The following is a 24887-nucleotide window of genomic DNA, read 5'->3' on the forward strand; positions in this document are numbered from 1 at the left end:
TTTCACAACACAAAATGTTGTAAATGCGACACAGCCGGGCCTGAAATCAGGAGTGTGTGATGACCTTTAATATGATGCTGGAGACCCGCGCACCGCAGGAGATTGCGGGTAACCTCTCACTTCAACATCCCGGACTGTTTTCCACGATGGTTGAACAGGCGCCGATCGCGATTTCACTGACCGACCCCCAGGCGAGGATTCTGTATGCCAATCCGGCCTTTTGTCGCCAGACCGGTTACAGCCTGGCGGAATTGCTCAACCAGAACCATCGCATACTGGCAAGCCAACAGACACCGCACAGCATTTATCAGGAACTGTGGCAAACTCTGCTGCAACAGATGCCCTGGCGCGGTCAGCTCATCAATCGCCGTCGCGATGGCAGCCTTTATCTTGCAGAGGTTGACATCACGCCAGTCATCAACCAACACGGCGAACTGGAACACTACCTCGCCATGCAGCGTGATATCAGCGCCAGCTATGCGCTCGAACAGCGATTACGCAATCACACCACCATGAGCGAGGCGGTATTGAATAACATTCCTGCCGCCGTGGTAGTGGTTAACGAGCAGGACCAGGTCATACTCGATAACCTCGCTTACAAAACCTTTTGCGCCGACTGCGGCGGCAAGGAGTTGCTCACCGAGCTTGATTTCTCCCGCCGCAAAAGCGATCTCTGTGCCGGGCAAATACTGCCTGTGGTGCTGCGCGGCGCTGTGCGCTGGCTCTCCGTCACCTGTTGGCCATTGCCCGGTGTGAGCGAAGAAGCCAGTCGTTACTTTATAGATAGCGCGCTTCCCCGCACCCTGGTGGTGATCACCGATTGCACCCAGCAACAGCAACAGGCCGAGCAGGGCCGCCTCGATCGGCTCAAACAGGAGATGACCACCGGGAAACTGCTGGCGGCGATCCGCGAATCACTGGATGCCGCACTGGTCCAGCTAAATTGCCCTATCAATATGCTGGCGGCGGCGCGCAGGCTTAACGGTGAAGATAGCCACAACGTGGCGCTGGATGCGGCGTGGCGCGAAGGGGAAGAGGCGCTGGCCCGTCTGCAACGCTGCCGCCCTTCTCTCGATCTGGAAGAGAGTGCGCTGTGGCCCCTGCAACCGCTGTTTGACGACCTGCGCGCGCTTTACCATACCCGTTTTAACAATGGCGAAAATCTGCACGTTGAAATGGCCTCTCCTCATCTGGCGGGATTTGGTCAACGCACGCAGATCCTTGCCTGTCTCAGTTTGTGGCTGGACCGCACCCTGGCCCTTGCCGCAGCGCTACCGGACAGAGTGCTGCATACCCAGCTTTACGCCCGTGAAGAGGATGGCTGGCTGTCCATCTGGCTGACGGATAATGTGCCGCTAATCCATGTGCGATACGCCCACTCTCCCGATGCCCTGAACGCCCCCGGCAAAGGAATGGAACTGCGACTGATTCAAACCCTGGTCGCCCATCACCGCGGCGCAATAGAACTGACCACCCGTCCTGAGGGCGGTACCTGCCTGACCCTGCGATTCCCGTTATTTCATTCACTGACCGGAGGCCCACGATGACCCAGCGACCCGAGTCGGGCACCACCGTCTGGCGTTTTGATCTCTCCCAGCAATTTACCGCCATGCAGCGCATCAGCGTGGTGTTGAGTCGCGCAACGGAGATAAGCCAGACGCTGCAGGAAGTGCTGTGCGTCCTGCATAATGACGCGTTTATGCAACACGGCATGCTGTGTCTGTATGACAACCAACAGGAAATCCTGAGTATTGAAGCCTTGCAGGAGGCAGACCAACATCTGATCCCCGGCAGTTCGCAAATTCGCTATCGTCCGGGGGAAGGACTGGTGGGCGCGGTGCTTTCCCAGGGGCAATCGCTCGTGCTGCCGCGTGTCGCCGACGATCAACGCTTTCTCGACCGGCTGGGTATCTACGACTATAACCTGCCGTTTATCGCTGTCCCGTTAATGGGGCCGCGCGCTCAGCCGATTGGCGTGCTCGCCGCTCAGCCGATGGCGCGTCTGGAGGAGCGGCTTCCGTCCTGTACACGCTTCCTGGAAACCGTCGCCAACCTGGTTGCTCAGACGGTCAGGTTGATGACTCCGCCACCCGCCCCCACGCCGCGGGCGGCGATTGCCCAGACTGAGCGCCAGCGTAGTTGTGCGTCGCCTCGTCCCTTCGGCTTTGAGAATATGGTGGGCAAAAGCCCGGCCATGCAGCAGACAATGGAGATTATCCGCCAGGTATCACGCTGGGACACCACGGTACTGGTGCGTGGCGAAAGCGGCACCGGGAAAGAACTTATCGCCAATGCTATTCATCATAACTCCCCCCGCGCCGCTGCGCCGTTTGTGAAATTTAACTGCGCCGCACTGCCGGATACGCTGCTGGAGAGCGAATTGTTCGGCCATGAAAAAGGGGCTTTTACCGGCGCAGTTCGCCAGCGGAAAGGGCGTTTTGAACTGGCGGACGGCGGCACGCTGTTTCTGGATGAAATTGGCGAAAGTAGCGCCTCTTTTCAGGCAAAGCTGCTGCGCATATTGCAAGAGGGCGAAATGGAGCGCGTCGGCGGTGATGAAACCCTGCGCGTCAATGTGCGTATCATTGCCGCCACCAACCGCAATCTGGAAGAAGAGGTGCGGATGGGCAATTTCCGCGAGGATCTTTATTATCGCCTCAACGTAATGCCCATCTCCCTGCCTCCGCTGCGTGAACGTCAGGAGGACATTGCCGAGCTGGCACACTTTCTGGTGCGCAAAATCGCCCAGAACCAGGGGCGCACCCTACGGATCAGTGATGGCGCCATTCGTCTGCTGATGGGCTACAACTGGCCCGGTAATGTGCGCGAACTGGAAAATTGTCTGGAACGTTCGGCGGTAATGTCAGAAAGCGGCCTGATCGACCGGGATGTAGTGCTGTTTAACCACCGTGAAAACACGCCTAAGCTCGCGATTGCCGCCACACCCAAAGAGGATAGCTGGCTTGATCAATCGCTGGATGAGCGTCAGCGGCTTATTGCCGCGCTGGAAAAAGCCGGCTGGGTGCAGGCCAAAGCGGCACGCCTTCTGGGGATGACACCCCGCCAGGTCGCTTATCGGATACAAATAATGGATATCAGCATGCCCAGGATGTGACGTTTTACTTTGTGGCATTCAGCACATTGTCAGCTAAACGCCACATTTACGACAAACAACGGCGAACAGGACTTTTATAATGTTTTATTTTTCAATGAATTAACTTTTTTGTGAGCGGTACGGGTTTTGCAGCAGGAAGACATGACTACGCAAATTAAGGAGCGATCATGACTTCCTGCTCTTCCACCACTGGCAAGGGTTGCCAGGCACCTGATGAACCTTTGAGCGATTTTATCGCCGGAAAAGTGGCGTCACACCCCTGCTACTCCCGTAGCGGCCACCACCGTTTCGCCCGTATGCACCTGCCGGTTGCGCCCGCCTGCAATTTGCAGTGTAACTACTGCAACCGAAAATTCGATTGCAGTAATGAATCCCGCCCCGGCGTCTCCTCGTCATTGCTTACCCCCGAACAGGCGGTGGCGAAAGTTCGCCAGGTCGCGACGGCAATTCCTCAACTGTCGGCGGTGGGTATCGCCGGACCCGGTGACCCGCTGGCTAACATTGGCCGCTCCTTCAAAACGCTGGAACTGATCCGCGAGCAACTGCCGGATATGAAACTGTGTCTGTCGACGAACGGCCTGATGCTGCCCGATGCTGTTGATCGCTTGCTGGAAGTCGGCGTTGACCACGTCACCGTGACCATTAACACCCTTGATCCGGATATCGCCGCCCAGATCTATGCCTGGCTGTGGCTGGATGGCGAACGCTACAGCGGTCGCGAAGCCGGACATATCCTGGTGGCCCGCCAGCTGGAAGGGGTGCGTAAGCTGACGGAGAAAGGCGTGCTTGTGAAGATCAACTCGGTGCTAATTCCCGGCATCAACGACCATTCTCTGGTCGATGTCAGCCGGACATTGCGGCAATACGGCGCGTTTATTCATAACATTATGCCGCTGATTGCCCGACCAGAACATGGCACCGTCTTCGGCCTCAATGGTCAACCCGAACCGGACGCGGCGATGCTTGCCGCCACCCGCGAGCAGTGTGGCGAGGTGATGCCGCAAATGACCCACTGCCAGCAGTGCCGCGCCGATGCGATAGGGATGCTCGGTGAAGATCGCAGCCAGCAATTTCTGTTTACCCCGGCGGAAACCGCGCCTGCGCCCTGGCTGCCGACACTACAAAAACGCGCCAGGTTACACGCCAGTATCGCCACTCAGGGCGAGTCAGACGAGGCGGATGCCTGTCTGGTCGCAGTCGCCTCCACTCGGGGAGATGTAATTGACTGCCATTTTGGTCACGCGGATCGTTTTCGTATATACAGCCTTTCCGCCGCAGGCGTTGTGCTGGTGAATGAGCGTTTTACCCCTAAATTCTGCCAGGGGAGCGACGAATGCGAGCCTCAGGAGAGTGAAGCGCGTATGGCGGCGATCATGGCGCTTCTGGCGGATGTGAAAGCCGTTTTTTGTTCGCGTATTGGCTATGGCCCCTGGCAGCAACTGGAGGCGCAAGGTATTCAGCCCTGTGTCGATGACGCGTGGCAACCGGTTGTCCCGACGCTGGCGCGCTGGTGGGAAAAGGCGCGTCGGCAGTGGCAACAGGCCGATCGTCATAAGGGGGTGGCATGAGCGCCTTCGCGCAGCACTACTGGCTTCACCGCCTGCTCCATCTCTACGCGCAGGGCGAAGGTTGTTATCCCTTGCAGATGGGACTTTCGGATAACTGCTGGCTGACGCTCACCCTGCAAAACGAGCCGCTGCATGCCACGCCGTCGGATGTGGTTTTGCGGCGTAAATTAATGTCTGAACTGATTGCCAGTCGTGAAGAGGAACGCACGCAGCTGGCAGACTGGCTGGCGTGTCATATGTTGCCGACGGCGGAGCCGATGCATCAGATCATCGCCAGCGTCTCGCTGGCATTTAACCATCTGTGGCAGGATCTCGGACTGAGTTCACGCCAGGAATTGCGCGAACTTATGACCGACTGCTTTCCGCAACTGGTAGAGATGAATAGCAAAAATATGCGCTGGAAGAAATTTTTCTATCGTCAGCGCTGCTTACAGACAGAGGGAGAACTCATTTGTCGCTCGCCCAGTTGCGACGCATGTTGCGAACGGCAGCTCTGTTTCGAGACGCATTAACTCTTCTGGCCCTGCCCGCGTGCAGGGCCTTTACTCTTTACCTTTCATAAATTGTTAAATCACGGATTTAAGCCTATATTTTAACAATCATCAGAGATGATTATGCTACGCAAGCGTGTTCATTTACCTGCGGCGTTAATGTACCTTGTATTATCGAGAATGATGTGAGGCGTGCGGATTTGTGAGGTAATGAATGTTTTCTTTTGTGGCCAGACAGGCAATTTTCGATAACAAATTAAACACTGTCGGTTATGAACTGCTTTTCAGGGATAGCATGGTAAATCGTTTCCCTGATGTTTCATCGGAACAGGCAACCACACAACTGATCGAAGAACAGTTTTTTGGTGCGCCAGTTGGTCGCAAGGACGAGCATACTTCCGTTTACGTTAATTTTCCGCATCAGTTATTGGTGGATGGCCTTGCCGAAACTCTGCCAAAAGATCGTGTCGTTATCGAAATTCTCGAAACCTCCAGCCCCGATCAGCGCTTGCTGGAAACCGTAAAACGGATGCAAACCCAGGGCTTTCGTATCGCACTGGATGATTTTTCGTTAAGTGCAGATTGGGATGCGTTTATTCCCTATATTAATATTATTAAATTCGATATTCAGAAAAATTCACGCGAAGAAATTGCTGCTTATATAGACAATCGGCATGAGATGTTACGTCACGCCGTTTTCCTGGCCGAGAAAGTCGAAAGTTATGACGAGTTTGAGGTCTATAAAAAAATGGGGTTCCACCTCTTTCAGGGCTATTTCTTCAGCAAACCCGTAGTACACAAAAGAAACAAGTTGTTACATAACCGCGCATTTGCCTTAAAACTCATGCATGAGGTTAACGTCGAATCGCCAAATTTGAATCGTATTGAAGATTTGCTCAAGCGCGATGTATCGCTGTCATTCAAGATTATGCGTTACGCACAAAATATCCTCTACAATAAAAGGGGTATTACCGGTTTACGTAATCAATCGCTGAAGGATATTGTCGTTTATCTTGGGATTAATGAGCTACGTCGCTTTGTGCTGGTGGCCTGTTTAACTTCATTCGAAACCGTTAAGACCACTGAAATCTATTATTTAAGCCTGATTCGCGCCAAATTCTGTGAACTGGCAGCGGCCCGTACACCGTCGCATACGTTATCCAACGAAGCCTTTATGGTTGGATTATTTTCGTTACTGGATGTGATCCTCGAAATGCCTCTGGAAGATCTGATGGCGCAAATTGCGGTATCGCAAGAGGTAATTGCAGCCCTGCAACACCAGAACGGCGCGCTCTATCAGTATGTCTGCCTCGCTATGCTCTATGAACAACGCCTGTGGGAAGAAGCCAGCGATAAGGCGAAAGAGATAGGTCTGCCGGAGTATGCAGTAAGTGAGATGATGAATAAAGCAACGAAATGGGCCGATGAGTTACCAGTAAGTTTTGCAAAATGAATAACTGAAATCATTTCGTCAACAGTTATTTCCGTTGCTAAATTATTCTTCGCTGAAACATTATTTCACTTTAGTCACAATCATATTATTTTCATTTTATTTACATTTCCAATACATTCACCGCTTCGACCACAGCCTTTTTTTAACCATTATCAGGCTGACTTCATAAAAATAAAAATATGTGATTAAGATCAATTAAAAAAAATCAACCTTTCCGCTTTTATTACCGATATAGCTATTACCTTTCATTAAAAAAATGACCACTATGAAAAAATTTTCTCAGGCATCCGTATTAGCAAAATTGCTGACCGGCTTTTCCATTCTTATAGTCATGATGTTAGTACTCGGCCTTGTCTCCATTTATCAGTTGCACGTCAGTAAATCTCATATTGATAAATTTCGTGATAATCGTATGCCGGGCGTGCGATATACCCTGGAAATGCGCGGGGTATTATCAGAAATGCGCTTACAGCAAATTCAGTATATCGGTTCCGTCACCCCTGCTGAGCGGGAACAACATCGTGGCGAGCTGCTGCAAAATCAGGCGACATTTTTAAATGCCCAGCGCCAGTTCGCTAAAATTTCCGCTGATGCGCCGGAAGAGACGCGTACCCTGTTTAATACGGTTGTCGATAACTTCCGTAATTTTGTCGACGTTAATGCCAAAGTTATCGAGGCCGTCAGCGCAGGCAGACTGGAGGAAGCGTCCAAAATCAGCGGCGCGGTGTCATCCAAATACCGTACCCAGTTGATGAAAGATCTGGCCACGCTGGTGGATAAAGAGGTAGCCAGCGGAGAAGAAGCGGGGGCGATTGCGCAGTCCGGCTACGACAAAGCGCTCTATACCTTCTGTGGGTTGTTGCTGCTGGCGCTGATTGCCACCGGGTTCATCGCACTTCTCATCTCCCGTAGCCTCTCCCGCCAGTTGGGTGGCGAACCCTCCTATGCCGTGGAGATCATGAATGAAATTGCGTCGGGTAATCTGAAAGCCGACGTCAAACTGAAAGACAACGATACCCAGAGTCTGCTGGCAACCATCAAATTTATGAATGGCAAACTGGCCGATATTATCGATGGGATCATCCATGGCAGTGAGGCTATATCTCTTGCCGCCAGCGAAATTTCACAGGGCAACAATGATTTGTCCCAGCGTACAGAGGAACAAGCCGCCTCGCTGGTACAAACCTCGTCGAACATGCAGCAGATTACAGAAAACGTAAAAAGTAACGCCGACAATGCCCGCCGGGCCAGCGAACTGGCGCGCGAAACGTCGCAAACCGCCGTTAAAGGCGGCAAAGAAGTGGACGATATGCTCAAGCGGATGCATGAAATCTCCGATAGCTCGCAGAAAATCGTCGATATCATTTCGGTAATTGAAGGGATTGCCTTCCAGACCAACATTCTGGCGCTCAACGCTGCCGTTGAAGCCGCCCGCGCCGGTGAACAGGGTAAAGGCTTTGCGGTGGTCGCCGGCGAAGTGCGTACCCTGGCGCAAAAAAGTGCCAACGCCGCCAAAGAAATTAAGCAACTTATCGAAGGGACCGTCCATAAAATTACCGACGGCTCTCGTTATGCGGACACCGCCAGCCGGGCGATGGAGCAGATCGTCACCTCCGTTAATAAAGTGACAGATATCGTTGCAGAGATTTCCGCCGCCTCGACCGAGCAGCATCAGGGGATTCGTGAAATCAGCGTCGCTATCGACCAGATGGATCAGGTTACCCAGCAGAACGCCACGCTGGTGGAACAGGCCGCCGTCGCCGCCCACTCCATGTCTGAGCAAAGCGAACAACTGCGTAACTCCGTGCGTTTCTTCCAGTTAAAAATGCAAGACGCCCGCTAAGAAAACGTGACGCCGGGAAACCGGCGTCTCTTTACTACCTGACCACCGCCTTCGGCTCCATAAACGCCGCGATCCCCCAGCGCCCCATTTCGCGACCGATCCCCGAGTGTTTAAAACCGCCAAACGGTGCCCCCGCTTCGTGTGCCAGAGTATTGATTTGCACCCGACCGGAGGTAATACGCTCGCCGATACGCTCTGCCCGCTGCATATCTGCACCTAATACCAGCGCGCTAAGACCGTAATCCGTGTCGTTAGCGATCGCCACGGCGTCGTCATCGTCGCGATAGGTAATTATTGACAGTACCGGGCCAAAAATCTCTTCACGGGCGATACGCATACTATTGTCCACATCGGTAAAAAGTGTCGGCTTCACAAACCACCCCTGCCCGCTATTTTCCGGACGCCCTTCTCCCCCGGCCAGCAAACGTGCGCCCTCTTGCAGACCCAGGCGAATATAGCCTTGTACCCGCTGCCACTGTTTGTCGCTGACCATCGGGCCAATTTCCGTTTGCGAATCAAGCGGGTCACCGGATTTCACCGCTTCAACCGCCTTGCGTAGCGCCTCTTCACACTCGCTTTTGCGTGATTGTGGTACCAGAATTCGCGTACCGGCAATACACGCCTGGCCGCTATTCATAAACCCGGCCTGGATGGCAAGCGGTATCGCTGTCGCCAGATCGGCATCGTCGAGAATCAGCGTCGGTGATTTACCGCCAAGCTCCAGCGTGACACGTTTAAAGCTGTCGGCGGCATTACGCAAAATCGCTCTCCCGGTCTGCGTCGAGCCGGTAAAGGAGATTTTGGCAACGTCCGGGTGGCGGCTGATGGCCTCACCCACCACAGCACCATAGCCAGTAATGATATTGCACACCCCTGGCGGTAGCGCGGCTGCATGCAGGGCCTTCATTACCACATGGGTCTGTAATCCGCTCATCTCGCTTGGTTTGATCACCGCCGTACAGCCAGCCGCCAGCGCTGCCGCGAGTTTGCCGCAGATAAACCCGGCGTTGCTGTTCCAGGGTGTAATCAGCCCGGCCACCCCAAGCGGCGTCATCTTCACCAGGGCTTTGCCGACGGAGGTGGAAAATTCAAATTGCCGCAAGTCATGCATGACCTGGTCAATCACCGCCACCGGATAACTGGCCATCCAGGCGGAACGCGACGCCGGGGCTCCGTATTCCTGGACAATGGCATGCAGCAGTTCATCCTGACAGGCTGCCATGGCATCCCGCATTCGTTGTAAAACCGCCAGCCGCTCTTCAACGCTTGTTTGAGACCAGTCAACAAACGCCGCTTTAGCCGCCGCAATTGCCCGCACGGCGTCATCGGTATTTGCCATGCGAATCCGCCCTGTCACCTCAGCGGTAGAAGGGTTGTATAAGTCGAAATAGTCTTCTCCCAGGGCCTGGGTAAATTCGCCATTGATCCAGAGATGTTCAAGCTGTTGCATAGTGTCCTCCACGATTGATGCAGCCAGTCTGGCATAGCTTTATCGCGCCGATAATCCGGGTTATCCTGCAAGGGTTGTTTCGATTATCAGGATAATCTATGCATCGTTCAGGTTTGATTGAGCTGGAAGTGGTGATGGCGGTGCTGCGTCGCGGAAGTTTTCGTGCTGCGGCCCAGGAATTGGGTATGTCGGCAACAGCGGTCAGCAACGCGATTGCCGGACTGGAAACGCGTCTTGATGCCAGACTCTTTAACCGCACGACACGTAGCGTCGCGCTCACCGAAGCCGGACAGCGTTTTGTCGCCCGCATCGGTCCGGCGCTGCAAGAGATCCAGCAGGCCGCTGACGAAATTCACAGCCAGCCTGATGAGCCGTCCGGCACGTTACGCATTAATGTACCGCAGGCTATCGGACAGCTTTTTCTCGATGAACTGGTGATTTCTTTTCTGGCGCGCTATCCGCAAATACGCATGGAAACCGCCAGCGATGCCCGCATGATCGATATCGTTGCCGAGGGGTATGACGCCGGGATTCGCCTGGCAGAGTCCGTTCCACAGGATATGATTGCGGTGCCGCTGACGCCGGATATTCATATGCGGGTGGTCGCCACGCCGCAGTGGTTTGCTCAATTCGGCACACCGCAGACACCGGAAGCCCTCACCCGCCAACAAGGTATCTGCATGCGGATGTCTCACGGCGGGATTTATCGCTGGGAGTTTGCACGCCACGGTGAACAGTTTGCCATTGCTGTGCAGCCAAGGCTTGCCACCACCGATCTGTTTACCTCCATTGCCGCAGTACGCGCAGGACTCGGCATCGGTTTTTTACCGGAATTGTATATTGCAGACGATTTACGTTCAGGCCGGCTGGTCAGTGTGCTCAATGAGTGGACACAGCCCTTTAAAGGGCTGTGTTTGTATTACCCCGGTCATCGCCATATTCCGGCCGGTTTGCAGGCGTTTATCGCCTTTATCCGCGAGTACAGACAGCACTCACTGTAACCCGGCACGATCCAGACCATAGGCCGCATCCTGCGAGCCGGGTGCCATTTGTGCCAGAATCTGCAGGCGGTTCCAGGCGTTGATGGTGGCAATGGCAAACGCCAGTTCGGAAATCTCTACTTCGCTAAAATGTTCCCGCACGTGGCGATAAACCGCATCCGTCACCCCATCCGGCCCGATATGTGTCAAGGCTTCGGTTAACGCCAGCGCCGCTTTTTCTTTGGCGCTAAATAACGGAGATTCCCGCCAGATAGCCACATGGTAAAGACGCAGTTCGCGCTCGCCGCGCAACTTGCCCTGCTTTACGTGCATATCCAGACAAAACGCGCAGCCGTTAAGCTGAGAGGCGCGAATATCCACCAGGTTTTTGATTGCCCCATCCAGTGAGCTTTTGTGTGATGCCATGCTGGCTTCGACCAGCGTATTGATAAGAGCAGGTATGGTCCGGAAGTGGTTAGCGCGAGTGGTCATTGTCATTTTCCTCATCAATTAATTAGACAAGCGCTATATTAGAGGCTTATGACGTACTAAAAAGGTACAAAAACAGACAAACAAGGTAGGACATGAAAACGGGCTATCGCGACATTTACACGCGCTACCGGCATAACATTCTCAGCGGGCAGCTCAAACCCGGTGACAAAGTTCCTTCGGTGCGTGTGCTGGCAGACGAACTTGGGGTTGCGCGTAAAACGGTGGAAACTGCCTATGCCATTCTGACAGGCGAAGGTTATCTGGTAAGTCAGGGCGCGAAGGGCACGCGGGTTAATCCTGATCTGCGGGTCCCTGAAAAGACGGAATCCCCTATCCAGACCTGGACGGCTGACACACAGCTCAAATCAATGGTGGATATTCGCGACCAGCAGGGTTACTTCCGTCTGGGCATCCCCGCGCTGGATGCTTTTCCTTATAAGAAATGGTTGCTTCTGTCAGGCAAAGCCGTACGCGCCATGTCCCCCGCTGAGATGACCAATCCCCCACTGATGGGGTATCCGCCGCTGCGGGAGACCATCGCCCGTTATTTGACTATTTCGCGCGGGCTGACCTGCACGGCACAGCAGATTTATATTACAGGCGGTTATCGTAATAATCTTACGCTGATCCTCAATGCGCTGGCGGTACGCGGCGATAAAGTCGTCATTGAAAACCCGGGCTATATCTTTGGTCAGCAATTACTGAAAAAGGAGGTAGAAAACCTCCATTACGCGCCAGTAGACAAGCAAGGACTCGATGTTGACTACCTGCTGAAAAACCATGCGGATGCCCGCTTTGTCTGTATTACCCCTTCACACCACAGCCCGCTTGCGGTCACCCTTTCTCTGGCCCGTAAACGCCAGTTACTGGAGTGGGCCACGGCTAATAACGCGTGGATCGTAGAAGATGATTATGATGGCGAGTTCCATTACACCCGCAAGGTACTGCCTGCCCTGAAGAGCCTCGATACTGATGATCGGGTCATTTATATAGGCACATTCAGTAAAACGATTATGCCTGCCCTGCGTATCAGCTACCTGGTCATGCCGCGCAGTACTCTCAGCGCATTTCATGAGACCGGTGAGATAACCGAGAGCGCACAACCCGTGCTGACACAAAAAATCGTCGCAAGCTTTCTTAGCGAAGGCTATTTCTTTCGCCATTTAAAGAAGATGCGCAACCTTTATCAGCAGCGTCGTCAGTTGGTGATCGATGCGTTAAACCAGGTTTTTCCGGATCTGTTCGATGTGGAGGTTAATGATGGCGGCATGCATATTATCGCGTTTCTGCGCCATGGCGCAGGAGATGTTCATCTGGCGCAAATCTGGCAAAAACAGCAGCTAAAAGTCAGTCCGCTTTCAGAGTGGTATAACAGCTCTGAAAAACGCTATGGGTTAATTATGGGATTCACCAATGTTCATAGCAGCAAAGAGGCGGTGGGATTATTACAGCGGGTAGCAAAAGAGACGCGGGAATGGCTTAAGGCCTGAAGGGGAACGAGTCCCCTTTCAGGCAACTACTCAGGGTAACGTACTGACGAATGAGATATCCCATGCCGTGGCAATAAGCGAAATACTGACGACCAGACCCATGACTACAGGCACCGCTCTTTCCAGCTTTTCCATTGCTTGTCCCTCTCTTTCGTTCTTGTTGCGCTAGGCTGCGGCAACAACGGATTTCCCTAGCCGAACGTATCGGCACTGGTGTGGCACAGTAAAGTATAGAAAAGATCTTCCATCCTGACAGACCTTTTTGTTTTTTTCCGCCGATTCTGATGCGTGTGTTGTTGGCGTAATAAATAGTATGTTGTAACTAAATTCATAAAAAAGAAAACCCGGCTGATGCCGGGTTGTCAAACTCAATGCAGAAGACTATCAGCACAGCGGTTTTACAGCCTGACGCATGCCCTGCAGCAGGATAGCGTCGAGATCCAGAGAAACCTGTTCTACCAGTCCGTTTACCTGAGTCAGATCCTGCTCCCAGTGGTCGCTTACCGACAGCACCGCTTTCACCAGATCGCTGGTGCTAATCTGATGGTCGCCATGCTGGCCCCACAGCTGCTGATAACGGGTGATCCAGTGTGCATCGTCCTGTACCGGATAAGCTTCGCCATTGCGGTCTGCGCGGTAGAAAGCAATCAGCGCGGCCAGCGCGAAGGTCAGGCGCGCAGGCAATTTACCGGTGGCTTTCTGCCCTGCCAGCAATTGCGGCAGAATGCGGGTACGGAATTTGGTCATGCCGTTTAAGGCAATAGAGAGCAACTGGTGTTTAATGTACGGGTTACGGAAACGTCCGGTCACCGCGCTGGCAAAGGATTCCAGCTCATCACGCGGCAGGTCAAGAACCGGGATGATCTCCTCATAAATCGCCTTCTCAACAAAGGCACAGATTTCGCTGTCGTTCATGGCTTCGCCCACGGTATCGAGACCAGCCTGGAAGGCGACAGGAACCAGTGCGGTATGCGCGCCATTCAGAATAGCGACTTTGCGCTCTTTATACGGCTTGATGTCATCGACGATCAGCACGTTCAGCGGGTATTTGTCCAGACGCAACTCGGCGGCCAGAGACTGCGCGCCCTGAATCACAAACAGATAGAAGTGTTCTGCAGTGTCGAGGAAGTTGTCATGGTAGCCCAGCTCCGCTTCAATTTTTGCCACTTCATCGCGCGGATAGCCCGTTACGATACGGTCAACCAGCGTGGAGCAGAAGGTGTTTGCGGTGTTGAGCCATGCCACGAACGCGTCGCCCAGCGCCCAGTCCTGCGCATAACGCAGCACCAGTTCACGCAGCGCGTCACCGTTATAATCGATCAGTTCACACGGGATGATGACCCAGCCTTTGTCTGCCGCGCCGTTAAAATGGCTGAAACGTTCGAATAACAGACGGGTCAGTTTAGCCGGATAGCTAACAGCGGGCGCATCATCGAATTTATCACCAGCGTGGTAGCTGATACCGGCTTCGGTGGTGTTGGAGAAGACAAAACGCATCTGTGGGTTATGCGCAAGTTTCAGGAACTCATCGTACTGCCCGTAAACACTGATTTCACGATTCACGCAGCGGATCAGGCGCGAGTCGCTGACCGCTTCGCCCTGCTCATTCAGGCCACGGATGATAGTGGTATACAAACCGTCCTGGGTGCTCAGCGAGGGCGGGAAGTCGCTGTCGATTGGACGAACAATCACCACTCCCGCATCCAGGTCAGTGTGCTCATTCAGTAAATCGATCTGCCAGTCAACAAAGGCTCGCAGAAAGTTGCCTTCGCCAAACTGAATCACACGCTCAGGGTAAGAAGCGCCGGGAAAATCGCGACGGTTAACAGTGTTCACAATGGGTTCCTTTTTGATTAGTCATACAACCTGTGAAGATTGGTCTAATAACTTATCAAACTTTTCGACCATGAACCCCTGTTTTGATCAAAGCGAGACAACATTTCCAGCGGCAGCCCCAAAAATGCAACACCCGTCACAAAAACGTATAAAAACGCTCGCCGCAGACCTTGTGCCATCCGGCGTCAAGACAATTGCGGGCTATTGCCGGCTTTCTGCCAGCCACTGCGGGTATAAAAAGATTACGTCCTGCAGCCAGTGTTACGGGCACGAATTTCGCGGGTGCAAAAAAGGCGAAAGAAGAGGAAGTGGTGCTTTTTAATCCTTAAAAGCAACCACCAGGCGAGCAACAGATTTTAAACACAACATCCACTGTCAGAGATTTAGCTATGGCATCAGCGTTCGCGATGGTTTTTGGTCTTCATGGCGTACATCCTGGCGTCCGCATCTTCCAGCCAGCTTTTTATATCGCCATTACCGTTATGATCGAACTCACTTACCCCCCAGGAGAAGGCGAGCTTCCAGGGTTTGCCGGAAGCCTGGTTCCAGGCTTCGGTCTGCTCAACCAGGTACTCAACGGCAATCCAGGCTCCCTGTTCATGCGTGTCAGAGAAAAGAACCGCGAACTCATCTCCGCCATAACGCACTAACAGATCCGCTTCACGAAAGCTTTCACGCATGACTTTCGCCATCGAACGCAGGGCTTCATCACCCTCGTTATGGCCCCAGTTATCATTAATCTGCTTAAAGCCGTCGAGATCCAGCCATGCCAGCGCAAGCGGCTCAGCGCGACGACGGGCGCTCTTAATAGCAAATTTTACCAGGTTATCAAAAGCGCGGCGGTTAAATAACCCGGTGAGTTCATCGGTGGTAGCCGCGCTCATCACCGCAAACTCATTTTCCACGATCAGTGCAAAATCTTTCAGAATATCCACCTCGGCGGACGAGAAACCGCGCGGGTTGCGATCGAGCAGGCAAAATGAGCCTACCAGCGCACCATCAGGCAGGCGCAGTGGATAGCCTGCATAAAAACGCAGATGGGATTCTCCGGTTACCAGCGGGTTATCACAAAAGCGCTCGTCGCAACCGGCATCGTTGATGATAAGCGGTGTTGCGCTAAGGATGGTATGCCCGCAAAAAGAGAGATGGCGCGGCAGGTTTTCGTGGGCAGCGCCGTCGCTGGTTTTGAAATGCAGGGTCTTTTCACCCACCAGCGTCACCAGCGCGATTGGCACATTGAATAACCGCTTTGCCAGCCTTGTTAGTCGGTCGAAACGTTCGCTGGTTCCTGTATCAAGCAGCCCGGATTCGCGTAACGACGCCAGGCGTTTTTCCTCATCAATGGGAATTGCAGGAGTTTTCATAAAGAACCTATCTCGCTAGTCAGTATCGGCAGGTGTCCGCGTAAATAAGACGTGATCGAGCGATCGAGTCGCGGTGTACAGGATAAAGCTTAGCGTATTCAGCACGTTTGTCAGTGTGAATAGATTTGATTTTTGCCGCGGCGTTTTGCTTTATAGAGGGCGTCATCAGCCGCTTTCAGCCAGTCGGTGACGTTTTGCATTTCCTGGGTTGCACTGGCAATACCAATACTGAGGGTACAATGGAAGGCATACTCCTGGCTTACGCTCATCACGGCGGCAGAATCCATAATTCGCCTCGCAACGGTAAGCGCCTCTTCCTGTGGGGTATCAGGAAGCAAAATGACGAACTCATCCCCCCCAAGACGGGCCGGCGTATCCGTTTTTCGCGTAGCGGCATGCAAAATCTTCGACACCGTAACCAGCAGCGCATCGCCCACTTTATGGCCAAACCGGTCGTTAACCTCTTTAAAATTATCAATATCGATGAACATCAGCATCGAATTACGTGGCGATTCGCGCAATTTATCGAGTTCATACTGGATACGTTTTTCCAGCAGGCGGCGGTTAGCAATATCCAGCAGGGGGTCCATCATTGCAATACGTTCCAGCTCGCGGCTTTTATTACGCAGCTTTACGGCAATGTTGTCGGTCAGTACGCTCAGCGCCACCATATAAATAGCAATCAACGGCAGCGTAGCGAACATGGTTCGCTGGGTCACTTGCACATCAACATTCATCCCCTGCGCAACCCAACCTGCTGCAAATGCTGACAGCATTAACAGACCGGCTTTACGCATCAGGTCAATGCCGCCCGCCGAGAGTCTGTCGGATAACAGGATCGTAGCGATGACCACAGAAGGCAGTGGGTTAACCGCCATCATCGCTATCCAGAATCCCCCGGCACCGGCGTCTAAGATCAGGTTTTGATGTTCCAGGGTCAGAGGCGTATCGGAGCGACGGGCTCGCAAAAAGGCCAGCGTCGGCCAGATAAAGGCGTTTGCGCACAGCAAAAGTATCAGCCAGAGGGGGCGATGTAGTTCAAGCAATACTGAAAGAATGGGAAAAAAACAGAGAAATGTCCCAAGAATACGCATCAGGTACATGCGCCTGACAAACCTGCCGCCAGTGATCCGCTCGCTTTTCTTCAAATTGTCAGATCCATTCATGGCGCAAATTATTTCCGATACATATACTCGGTTATAGTATTGACGATGAAAATTTGTAGCAAGTATTTTAATAACTTATATCTATCGCATTGCCTTATAACACCACAAACACGGTCTGTCGAATCAGGTAGTTCAGCAATCGATCGGTCTTAGAAACCGACGGAAGGGTTTAAGGTTTCTTCCATTGACGACTGACGCATGCTGGAGCGATTTCGCCCCGCCTTTTTGGAACGATAAAGATACTCATCCGCCTCAGCGAGTAATTTATTAAAGACCTCCGTCAGCGAACCGGAAACCACCGACCCGTTACTGACGCCAATACTGACCGTCAGGTGCAGTGTCCGGGCATGCCAGTGAAAAAGGTGTTCCTCAACCGACTTACGCAGCCGTTCAGCCAGTAACAGACCCGCTTGTGGACCGGCGGTGACGGCCACCACCGCGAACTCTTCCCCCCCCATGCGGGCAACCACGCCCTTCTCACCCAACTCCTGGCGTACCTTCTGCGCAAATGAGGCGAGCACCTGGTCGCCACACTCGTGCCCGTAGTTATCGTTGATGCTTTTGAAGTAATCGATATCCAGTAGCATGACGGTCAGGTGTTTATCAGCAAAGCTATTACTGTCGCGGTTGAGCGCTTCGTACAGGCCGGAACGGGAGTAAACACGGGTCAGGAAATCGTAATCCGCGCGCAGGGAGACATGACGCATCAGACGGTTGATGGTCTCCATGCTGACAGAGACAATGACCGGGCAAATTGCCATAGTGGCTATTCCCAGCCGGGCTGAAAACATGCGCGACATCTGCAACGGCGAGGCGACGAAAATATTGATCATTCCGTTGGCTATCAGAATAATTTCCAGCCCGCCGGTTATTAATGTCAACAGACAGGTCACCGGCAAGGAGAAGGTGACGGCGCACCAGATAAGCGCCGGCAGGGGCAATGCCAAGCTGCCCGCGCCACCGACCAACACCGAGCCCAGAACGGAGACCATCAACGCAACTACGGGCAGCAGCGTTTTGCTATTAAAAGCAGGCTCCCTTGACGGCCAGACAGCCGTCAGGATGCAAGGCAGGATCAGTACCCCTGTCGAGAACTGCTCGCTGAACCAGTCGCCAAACGCCATCAGAAAATCCTGGTTGATAACCACTCCCATCGATCCAAAAGCGCCGAAAAGAGCGCAGAGCATCGCCGCTACCAGGCAGTAAACAAAAAGATTAAGTGCGTTTATGGGTTGTGGCGCATGACGCATAAGCCGCTGTTCGCGCTGCACCAGTTGCGCCGTGGTCACGATAAAAACCATATTGGAAAGGTTAATCACCACCGATGACCAGCCCCACGATGTGGTGAAGCCATCGTAGATGAGCATTGCCAGAAAACTTATCAGATAGTAAGGCCAGCGCTGTAAAAAAGCGTAACGGGCAAAAATCCCTGCCATCACTGCGTTTAGCGGCCAGAAGAGCGAAAGCGCCTCGACCAGACGCAACATCGCCCCAACAGAATAAAAAAGCGTGGTGATGAAAAAAATCACCGCCGCGTTGATGAATGGCTGATCATTTCGCAGCAGACGAAAGGTGGGCGAAAAAAGAGCACGCATTACATATCAACCCCAGGTAAGGATGTAGCTGGTCATTTCGACGCGGCAAAAATTGCGTATAGCTTAACATGTAATGCATATATAACAGCCTTGTAACACGCGTTTATCGCCTGATTCATTAGTGTTATGAATTCATTTGCAGGACCAGCCAGTGGTAAATAACGCCGACAATATAGCGCTGTTGCGCCTCGGTGAGCTCAACACCTGCAGGAATGGCGTGCCATTTTGCCAGGCACCCCCGACAACAGGTGGCAGTGGCATGCTGAGCAATAAAGACCGGATGACCGCGCATGGGCGTCTGTTTGCCATCATTGTGCGGTAACGCCGGGGCCAGACGCCGGGCAACAAAGTCAGCCGCATGCGTCGCGATCACCTCTGCCCCTTTTTCCATACAGTACTGGCGCTCTTTCGCCCCCAGACGAAAGCGGGAACGAAAAGTGGAGCGGGCAAGCCGCGCAAACAGAGAATCGAGCTCAGACATCAGTACACCGAACGCCCCAGTTGTTGGGTGAGCGCCTCCAGTAAGGCAATCCCCGCCAGTGAATTTCCGGCCTCGTCCAGTTCCGGGCTCCAGACCGCAATGGCCATCTCTTGCGGGACAATCGCCACAATCCCACCCCCCACGCCCGATTTTGCGGGTAATCCAACGCGCCAGGCGAACTCCCCGGCATTTTGATACATCCCGCTGGTCGCCATCAGCGCGTTGACCTGGCGTGTTTGTTGCGGCGTTAACACCGGCTCTGCAAGATGCGGTGCCGTACCTTTATCGGCCAGAAAGAGAAAAGTACGCGCCAGCTCGACACAGCTCATTTTCAGCGCACAGTAGTGAAAGTAGTTTTGCAGTACCGTGGCAACATCATTATTGAAGTTCCCAAAGGATTTCATCAGCCAGGCAATCGCCGCGTTGCGTGCGGAATGTTCGAACTCTGAACGGGCTACCACGCTGTCGAAAGCAATATCCGGCGTGGCGGAAAGTTTGCGCACGATTTCCAGCATCCGCTGGCGCGGGGCGCTAAGGCGACTTTGCAACATATCGCAGACGACCAGCGCACCCGCATTAATAAACGGATTACGCGGTTTTCCCTGTTCTATCTCCAGCTGTAAAAGTGAGTTAAACGGCTGGCCGGAGGGGTCTTTGCCAACACGCGTCCAGATTTCATCCTCTTCGTAATGGTTCATCGCCACCACAAGGCTGAGGACTTTTGAAAGGGACTGAATTGAAAAACGTTCGTCGGCATCACCTGCCTGGAACTGTTCACCACTGACGGTACAAATAGCGATGCCCAGTTTATCCCCGCTAACAGTGACCAGCGCGGGAATATAGTCTGCCACTTTCCCCTGACCTTTCAGCGGACGTACCTGCTCAAGCAGTGCCTCAAGTACGTCATTATCCATGACTGTCGCCACACCCAATCCTTACTCGCAGCCGTAAAAGGGGCTGCGAGTATAGCAAAAATCAGGCCGGGAGACGAAAGCGGGAAACAGCCTGCATCAGCGCGTGAGAATCATTATGCAGCTGCACGGAAGCTTCGGTGGCATCCGTAACCAGTTCCCCGGTGCGGCGTGCCACATTATTCAACGAATGCAGACGACGGGTCATATGGTGGATGCTCTCACCCTGGCTTAGGGTAGCCGTGGAGATTTCATTCAGTAATCCGCTCAGATGACCGACCAGGCCGGTAACCTGTTGCAGGTTATCTTCCAGTTTGCTTACCGCGTGAGTGCCGTCGTTAATGCCCTGCAAGGAGTGGTTAATCAGTTGCTGGATGGTTTGTGTCGAATGACTGCTCTTACGCGCCAGCAGCCCAACTTCTTTTGCCACTACAGCAAAACCTCGGCCGTGGTTACCCGCATGCGCCGCCTCAATGGCGGCATTAAGCGCCAGAATATTGGTCTGGAAAGCCACCCCTTCTATCAACTCAACGATACCGCGCATTTCAGAAGCACGGCCCACAATCGCCTGCATCGACTGGTTAACCGTCTCCATCATACTGTCGCCTCCCGCCGCAACCTGTCGCGCTTCATCAGCACGTTCGCTGGCAAGCCGGGCATAGCCGGTATTACCTTCAACATGGGATTCGAGGGTCGCGATATGAGTCGTCACATCCTCCAGTTCTTGTGCCTGACGGGTCGATTGCTGATACAACTTCTGGTTGCCCTGCGCCAGGCTATCAATGTTGTTTACCATCGAACGGGTGGCATGACTCACCTGGCTGACCAGTTGTTGCAGCCCGTGCTGCATGGTGTCAACGCTCAGAGCAATCTGGTCAATTTCACGGCTGAAACGTTTGACGTCCGGCAGTGGCGCGGAAAGGTCGCCTGCCGCCAGCGTGTTGATATGGAAAATGAGCCGACGCAGCGGTGTAATGACCCAGCGCGACATGGCAAACCAGACTGCAATCGCGATAATCACCAGTAATACAGGCACCAGCACAAATACCTGCTGCAGGCGCGCTAATCCGCCCATTAAGGTCAGGCGACCTTCATCGGCCCGCTTTTCACTGACCTGCCGGAAGCGCGCGTAGTTCTCATTAAAATCGGCCTGAAATGCCTGAGCCGGAACGGCGAAGAAGGCATCGATCGAATTGGTTTTCACCAGCCCGTCGGCCTGCTCTTTGATGGCCCCGTAGAAAAGCTGGTAGCTCTTGACCAGCCCGTCATCTTTTGGTGGGTTCATCGCAAGCCAGGCCTGCCAGGATTTCTGTGAGGTCGCAAGCGCAGTCTGCGCCTCATCCATCAGGCTATGCCAGCTACCATCAGAACCGGTCTCTTTATCCTGCATAAAATAGACGCCCGCGCGGTTAAGCAGATCGCTTGCCGCCAGTAACGCCACGCGGGCTTCATCGACTTTAACTTGTTGCAGGTGGGCCTGTTGATTGAGTTGCTCATTATGCTGGGCATCACGTAACGACAGGGTGAGAACGAAAGAGGAGGCAATCTGCAGCGCGGAAAAAAGTCCGATTATCCAGAAGATACCTGCCAGTAAGCCGAACTGCCGTGGTGTCAGTTGCCGAAAAATTCGGCGGAAAATTTGCTTTAAGTTCATGATATTCTTCTATAACCTCACGATGCCCGCGAGTTTACGAAAGAAGTATGACGAAACCATGACATCCACAGACGGCGCGCCCCCGGGAGGGGCGCAGAAAATCACAGACGATCTTTCCATACGGTTTGCACGTTACAAAACTCATGCAGGCCAAAATGCGACAACTCACGGCCAAATCCGCTTTTCTTCACACCGCCGAACGCCACGCGGGCATCGCTGGCACTGTATCCGTTGATAAAGACCCCGCCACACTCCAGGCGAGCGGCAAAATCCTCTGCCAGCGCCCTGTCTGCGGTAAATACCGTCGCCGACAGACCGAAATCACTGTCATTGGCCAGTTCAAGGGCATGTTCCGCATCGCGCGCCACGGTGATGGCTGCCACCGGGCCAAACATCTCCTGACGAAAAGCAGTCATTCCTGGCGTCACATGAGTCAGTACAGTTGCCGGGTAGTAGTTCCCTGCCCCTGACGGTTTTTCACCGCCGAGAGCCAGCGTTGCCCCTTCACTGAGGGTCGCCAGTACCTGTGCGTGCAACTCATCACGCAGGTCGTAACGCGCCATGGGGCCAAGGTAGGTTTTCTCATCCAGAGGCTCACCCTGCGCTAAGGCAGCCGCCGCCGCAATAAATTTCTCCGTGAAGGCATCGGCAATGCTGGCTTCAACAATAAAGCGCTTTGCCGCCGCGCAAACCTGCCCGGTATTCTGATAACGTCCGGCCACTGCCGCTTTCACCGCCAGTTCAAGATCCGCATCACCGAGAACGATAAACGGGTCGGAGCCCCCCAGTTCCAGCACACATTTTTTCAGCGCAGCACCGGCCTGGGCGCCTATCGCCGCACCGGCACGCACACTTCCGGTGACGGTTACCGCCGCAATGCGCGGATCGTTTATCGCCTGGCTCACGCCATCGTTGGTGGCATTCACCCAGCCAAACACACCCTGCGGTACGCCGGCTTCGGCAAAGATATTGCCGATCAGATCCGCGCAGCCCAGCACATTAGGCGCATGCTTAAGCAGATAACTGTTGCCCGCCAGCAGAATCGGTACCGCGCCGCGCATCACCTGCCATAACGGAAAGTTCCATGGCATCACCGCCAGAATCGGCCCCATCGGGCGGTATTCAATCGTCGCCCGATTGTTTTCAACCAGGGTGGCTTCTGAACCCAGCATCGCCGGGCCGTGTTCGGCGTACCAGTCGCACAGGTTGGCTGATTTGGTGACTTCGCCGCGCGCCTGGGCTATCGGTTTGCCCATCTCCTGAGAAATCAACTGCGCCATCGCTTCACCGTGACGGCGTAACACTGCACCGACAGCACGCAAACTCTGCGCACGCTCATGAACGCTTTTTTGTCGCCACTGGCGATAGCCCCTGGCGGCAAGTTCCAGTGCAGCGTCTACCTCTTCCCGGCTGGCCCAGGGGGTAGCAGACAAGGTTTCCCCGGTTGCGGGGTTGACAGAAATAGCATGGGTGGCAGATGAAATTGACATAATTCTCTCGCTTTCGCTGTTCAGGTATTGCGCTATCGTCGCTGAATTTGTTATTTCTGAAAACTGAATAATATTAACTTCACTATTCACGAATGGAGAACACCATGGATTTAACGCAGCTTGAGATGTTTAACGCCGTGGCGCAGACCGGCAGCATTACCCAGGCCGCGCAAAAAGTGCATCGGGTGCCATCGAACCTTACTACCCGCATTCGCCAGCTGGAGGCCGACCTGGGGGTGGACCTCTTTATTCGTGAAAACCAGCGTTTGCGTCTGTCCCCCGCCGGACACAGTTTTTTGCGCTACAGCCAGCAGATCCTCGCGCTGGTTGATGAAGCCCGAATGGTCGTGGCCGGGGATGAGCCGCAGGGATTATTCTCACTCGGATCGCTGGAGAGCACCGCAGCGGTGCGCATTCCGGCAACGCTTGCCAAATATAACCAGCGCTATCCGCGTATTCAGTTCGATCTGGCAACCGGCCCTTCCGGCACCATGATTGACGGCATCCTTGATGGCACCCTGAGCGCCGCCTTTGTCGACGGGCCGGTGATGCATCCAGGGCTTGAAGGGATTCCGGTCTACCGTGAAGAGATGATGATTGTCGCCCCGCACGGCCACGAACCCATCACCCGGGCGGCTCAGGTGAACGGTTCCAGTATTTATGCGTTTCGCGCCAACTGTTCTTATCGACGCCATTTTGAGAGCTGGTTTCACGCCGACCAGGCTACCCCCGGTAAAATCCATGAAATGGAGTCCTATCACGGGATGCTGGCCTGTGTGATTGCCGGGGCCGGACTGGCGCTTATTCCCCGCAGTATGCTGGAGAGCATGCCCGGTCACCACCAGGTTGGCGCCTGGCCGCTGGCGGAAAACTGGCGCTGGCTGAATACCTGGCTGGTGTGGCGACGCGGCGCAAAAACCCGTCACCTGGACGCCTTTATTGAGTTGCTAAATGCCGATCCGCAGTCAGCCGTTTTTCCATAAAAATGCTGAGCGGATCTTCTGCATAGGGGGCAAAAGCCCCCCGCTGCTGATATCCGCAGCGTGTATAAAGACGGACCGCGGCCTGTTGTTTGATACCCGTTTCCAGGCGCAGCGTATGACACTCGCGCAGAAGAGCCGCATTCTCCAGGGCATCCAGCAGCTTCTCCCCCAGTTGCTGACCGCGATGGCGCGCATCAATGTAGACCCTTTTCATCTCGCCAGTACCGTCGTCATTAAGCACGATGGCGCCACAACCGACCATCGCACCGGACGCATTCACCACGGCATGCATGATTACGCTCTCAGATGGCAGCGATGCCAGATCCAGCAGATGATTGCTTTCAGCCGGGTAGAGTTCAGTCTGGTATGCATCAAGGGCGGCAATCAGGGCGCGAATGCCCGGCTGACTCGCCGAGGCAGGAATAAAGGTATACATAGCTCCTCCTGTTATTGTTCTGTTAAATTACGCGTAAACCCTGCTCACTTCGCCATACAATTAACTTATATATCCCTGTCCGGATTGCA

20 protein-coding genes are annotated in these 24887 nt (G+C 53.8%); 9 read left to right on the top strand and 11 right to left on the bottom strand.

Going from position 1 to position 24887, the window contains the following annotated elements; translation table 11 throughout:
* Nucleotides 1–59 precede the first annotated feature (59 nt).
* The 6 genes from nifL (at nt 60) to AAIG39_RS10975 (ending at nt 8470) form a co-directional block, all read left to right on the top strand.
* On the top strand, nt 60–1547 hold the full coding sequence (gene nifL / locus AAIG39_RS10950) for a nitrogen fixation negative regulator NifL (protein WP_343193844.1): 1488 nt from the start codon (nt 60–62) through the stop codon (nt 1545–1547).
* The gene (gene nifA, locus AAIG39_RS10955; protein WP_343193845.1) at nt 1544–3115 is read left to right on the top strand and encodes a nif-specific transcriptional activator NifA; all 1572 of its coding nucleotides are present in this window, start codon (nt 1544–1546) and stop codon (nt 3113–3115) included. Before nifL ends, nifA begins: the two co-directional genes overlap by 4 nt.
* Before the next feature lie 167 nt (nt 3116–3282).
* Nucleotides 3283–4683, top strand: a complete 1401-nt coding sequence (gene nifB, locus AAIG39_RS10960) for a nitrogenase cofactor biosynthesis protein NifB (RefSeq protein ID WP_343193846.1) — start codon at nt 3283–3285, stop codon at nt 4681–4683.
* Complete coding sequence (locus AAIG39_RS10965; protein ID WP_343193847.1) at nt 4680–5195, top strand: nitrogen fixation protein NifQ; 516 nt, start codon at nt 4680–4682, stop codon at nt 5193–5195. The genes nifB and AAIG39_RS10965 overlap by 4 nt, the downstream gene beginning before the upstream one ends.
* A 274-nt stretch (nt 5196–5469) precedes the next feature.
* The gene (locus AAIG39_RS10970; protein ID WP_343193848.1) at nt 5470–6627 is read left to right on the top strand and encodes an EAL and HDOD domain-containing protein; all 1158 of its coding nucleotides are present in this window, start codon (nt 5470–5472) and stop codon (nt 6625–6627) included.
* A gap of 265 nt (nt 6628–6892) precedes the next feature.
* On the top strand, nt 6893–8470 hold the full coding sequence (locus AAIG39_RS10975; protein WP_343193849.1) for a methyl-accepting chemotaxis protein: 1578 nt from the start codon (nt 6893–6895) through the stop codon (nt 8468–8470).
* A gap of 34 nt (nt 8471–8504) precedes the next feature.
* Here the strand turns inward: AAIG39_RS10975 and AAIG39_RS10980 are convergent, their stop codons facing one another.
* Nucleotides 8505–9920: an aldehyde dehydrogenase family protein gene (locus AAIG39_RS10980; RefSeq protein ID WP_343193850.1), complete on the bottom strand. Its 1416-nt coding sequence runs from the start codon at nt 9918–9920 to the stop codon at nt 8505–8507.
* Nucleotides 9921–10018: 98 nt separating this feature from the next.
* On the opposite strand from AAIG39_RS10980, the gene AAIG39_RS10985 reads away from it, so the two are divergent.
* A complete protein-coding gene (locus tag AAIG39_RS10985) occupies nt 10019–10921 on the top strand; it encodes a LysR family transcriptional regulator (RefSeq protein WP_343193851.1) in 903 nt (300 codons plus the stop codon).
* Here the strand turns inward: AAIG39_RS10985 and AAIG39_RS10990 are convergent.
* On the bottom strand, nt 10913–11392 hold the full coding sequence (locus AAIG39_RS10990; protein WP_343193852.1) for a carboxymuconolactone decarboxylase family protein: 480 nt from the start codon (nt 11390–11392) through the stop codon (nt 10913–10915). The two genes, AAIG39_RS10985 and AAIG39_RS10990, sit on opposite strands and share 9 nt — an antisense overlap.
* Before the next feature lie 92 nt (nt 11393–11484).
* Between AAIG39_RS10990 and pdxR the strand changes: the two genes are divergently transcribed.
* A complete protein-coding gene (gene pdxR / locus AAIG39_RS10995; RefSeq protein WP_343193853.1) occupies nt 11485–12882 on the top strand; it encodes a MocR-like pyridoxine biosynthesis transcription factor PdxR in 1398 nt (465 codons plus the stop codon).
* Nucleotides 12883–13266: 384 nt separating this feature from the next.
* On the opposite strand, the gene AAIG39_RS11000 is transcribed toward pdxR, so the two are convergent.
* From AAIG39_RS11000 to sad, 8 genes are all read right to left on the bottom strand, one after another.
* The gene (locus AAIG39_RS11000) at nt 13267–14718 is read right to left on the bottom strand and encodes a tagaturonate reductase (RefSeq protein WP_343193854.1); all 1452 of its coding nucleotides are present in this window, start codon (nt 14716–14718) and stop codon (nt 13267–13269) included.
* A gap of 395 nt (nt 14719–15113) precedes the next feature.
* On the bottom strand, nt 15114–16082 hold the full coding sequence (locus AAIG39_RS11005; RefSeq protein WP_090084182.1) for a sensor domain-containing diguanylate cyclase: 969 nt from the start codon (nt 16080–16082) through the stop codon (nt 15114–15116).
* 110 nt (nt 16083–16192) lie between these two features.
* A complete protein-coding gene (locus AAIG39_RS11010) occupies nt 16193–17185 on the bottom strand; it encodes a sensor domain-containing diguanylate cyclase (RefSeq protein ID WP_090084180.1) in 993 nt (330 codons plus the stop codon).
* Nucleotides 17186–17397: 212 nt separating this feature from the next.
* A complete protein-coding gene (locus AAIG39_RS11015) occupies nt 17398–18843 on the bottom strand; it encodes a GGDEF domain-containing protein (protein ID WP_343193855.1) in 1446 nt (481 codons plus the stop codon).
* A 124-nt stretch (nt 18844–18967) separates the two neighbouring features.
* A complete protein-coding gene (locus AAIG39_RS11020; RefSeq protein WP_090084177.1) occupies nt 18968–19324 on the bottom strand; it encodes a DUF4186 domain-containing protein in 357 nt (118 codons plus the stop codon).
* A complete protein-coding gene (glsB, locus tag AAIG39_RS11025) occupies nt 19324–20250 on the bottom strand; it encodes a glutaminase B (protein ID WP_343193856.1) in 927 nt (308 codons plus the stop codon). Before glsB ends, AAIG39_RS11020 begins: the two co-directional genes overlap by 1 nt.
* A 49-nt stretch (nt 20251–20299) precedes the next feature.
* On the bottom strand, nt 20300–21889 hold the full coding sequence (locus AAIG39_RS11030; RefSeq protein WP_343193857.1) for a methyl-accepting chemotaxis protein: 1590 nt from the start codon (nt 21887–21889) through the stop codon (nt 20300–20302).
* Nucleotides 21890–21990: 101 nt separating this feature from the next.
* Complete coding sequence (sad, locus tag AAIG39_RS11035; protein ID WP_090084172.1) at nt 21991–23379, bottom strand: succinate-semialdehyde dehydrogenase; 1389 nt, start codon at nt 23377–23379, stop codon at nt 21991–21993.
* Nucleotides 23380–23483: 104 nt separating this feature from the next.
* On the opposite strand from sad, the gene ptrR reads away from it, so the two are divergent.
* Nucleotides 23484–24362, top strand: coding sequence for a putrescine utilization regulator PtrR (gene ptrR / locus AAIG39_RS11040; RefSeq protein ID WP_047370239.1), 879 nt, complete (start codon nt 23484–23486; stop codon nt 24360–24362).
* On the opposite strand, the gene AAIG39_RS11045 is transcribed toward ptrR, so the two are convergent.
* Entirely contained in the window at nt 24316–24798 is a 483-nt protein-coding gene (locus AAIG39_RS11045; protein WP_343193858.1) for a GNAT family N-acetyltransferase, read from the bottom strand. The genes ptrR and AAIG39_RS11045 overlap by 47 nt on opposite strands.
* Between the last annotated feature and the right edge of the window lie 89 nt (nt 24799–24887).

Source organism: Phytobacter palmae (genome assembly GCF_039409775.1).
In the GTDB taxonomy this organism is placed as follows: domain Bacteria; phylum Pseudomonadota; class Gammaproteobacteria; order Enterobacterales; family Enterobacteriaceae; genus Phytobacter; species Phytobacter palmae.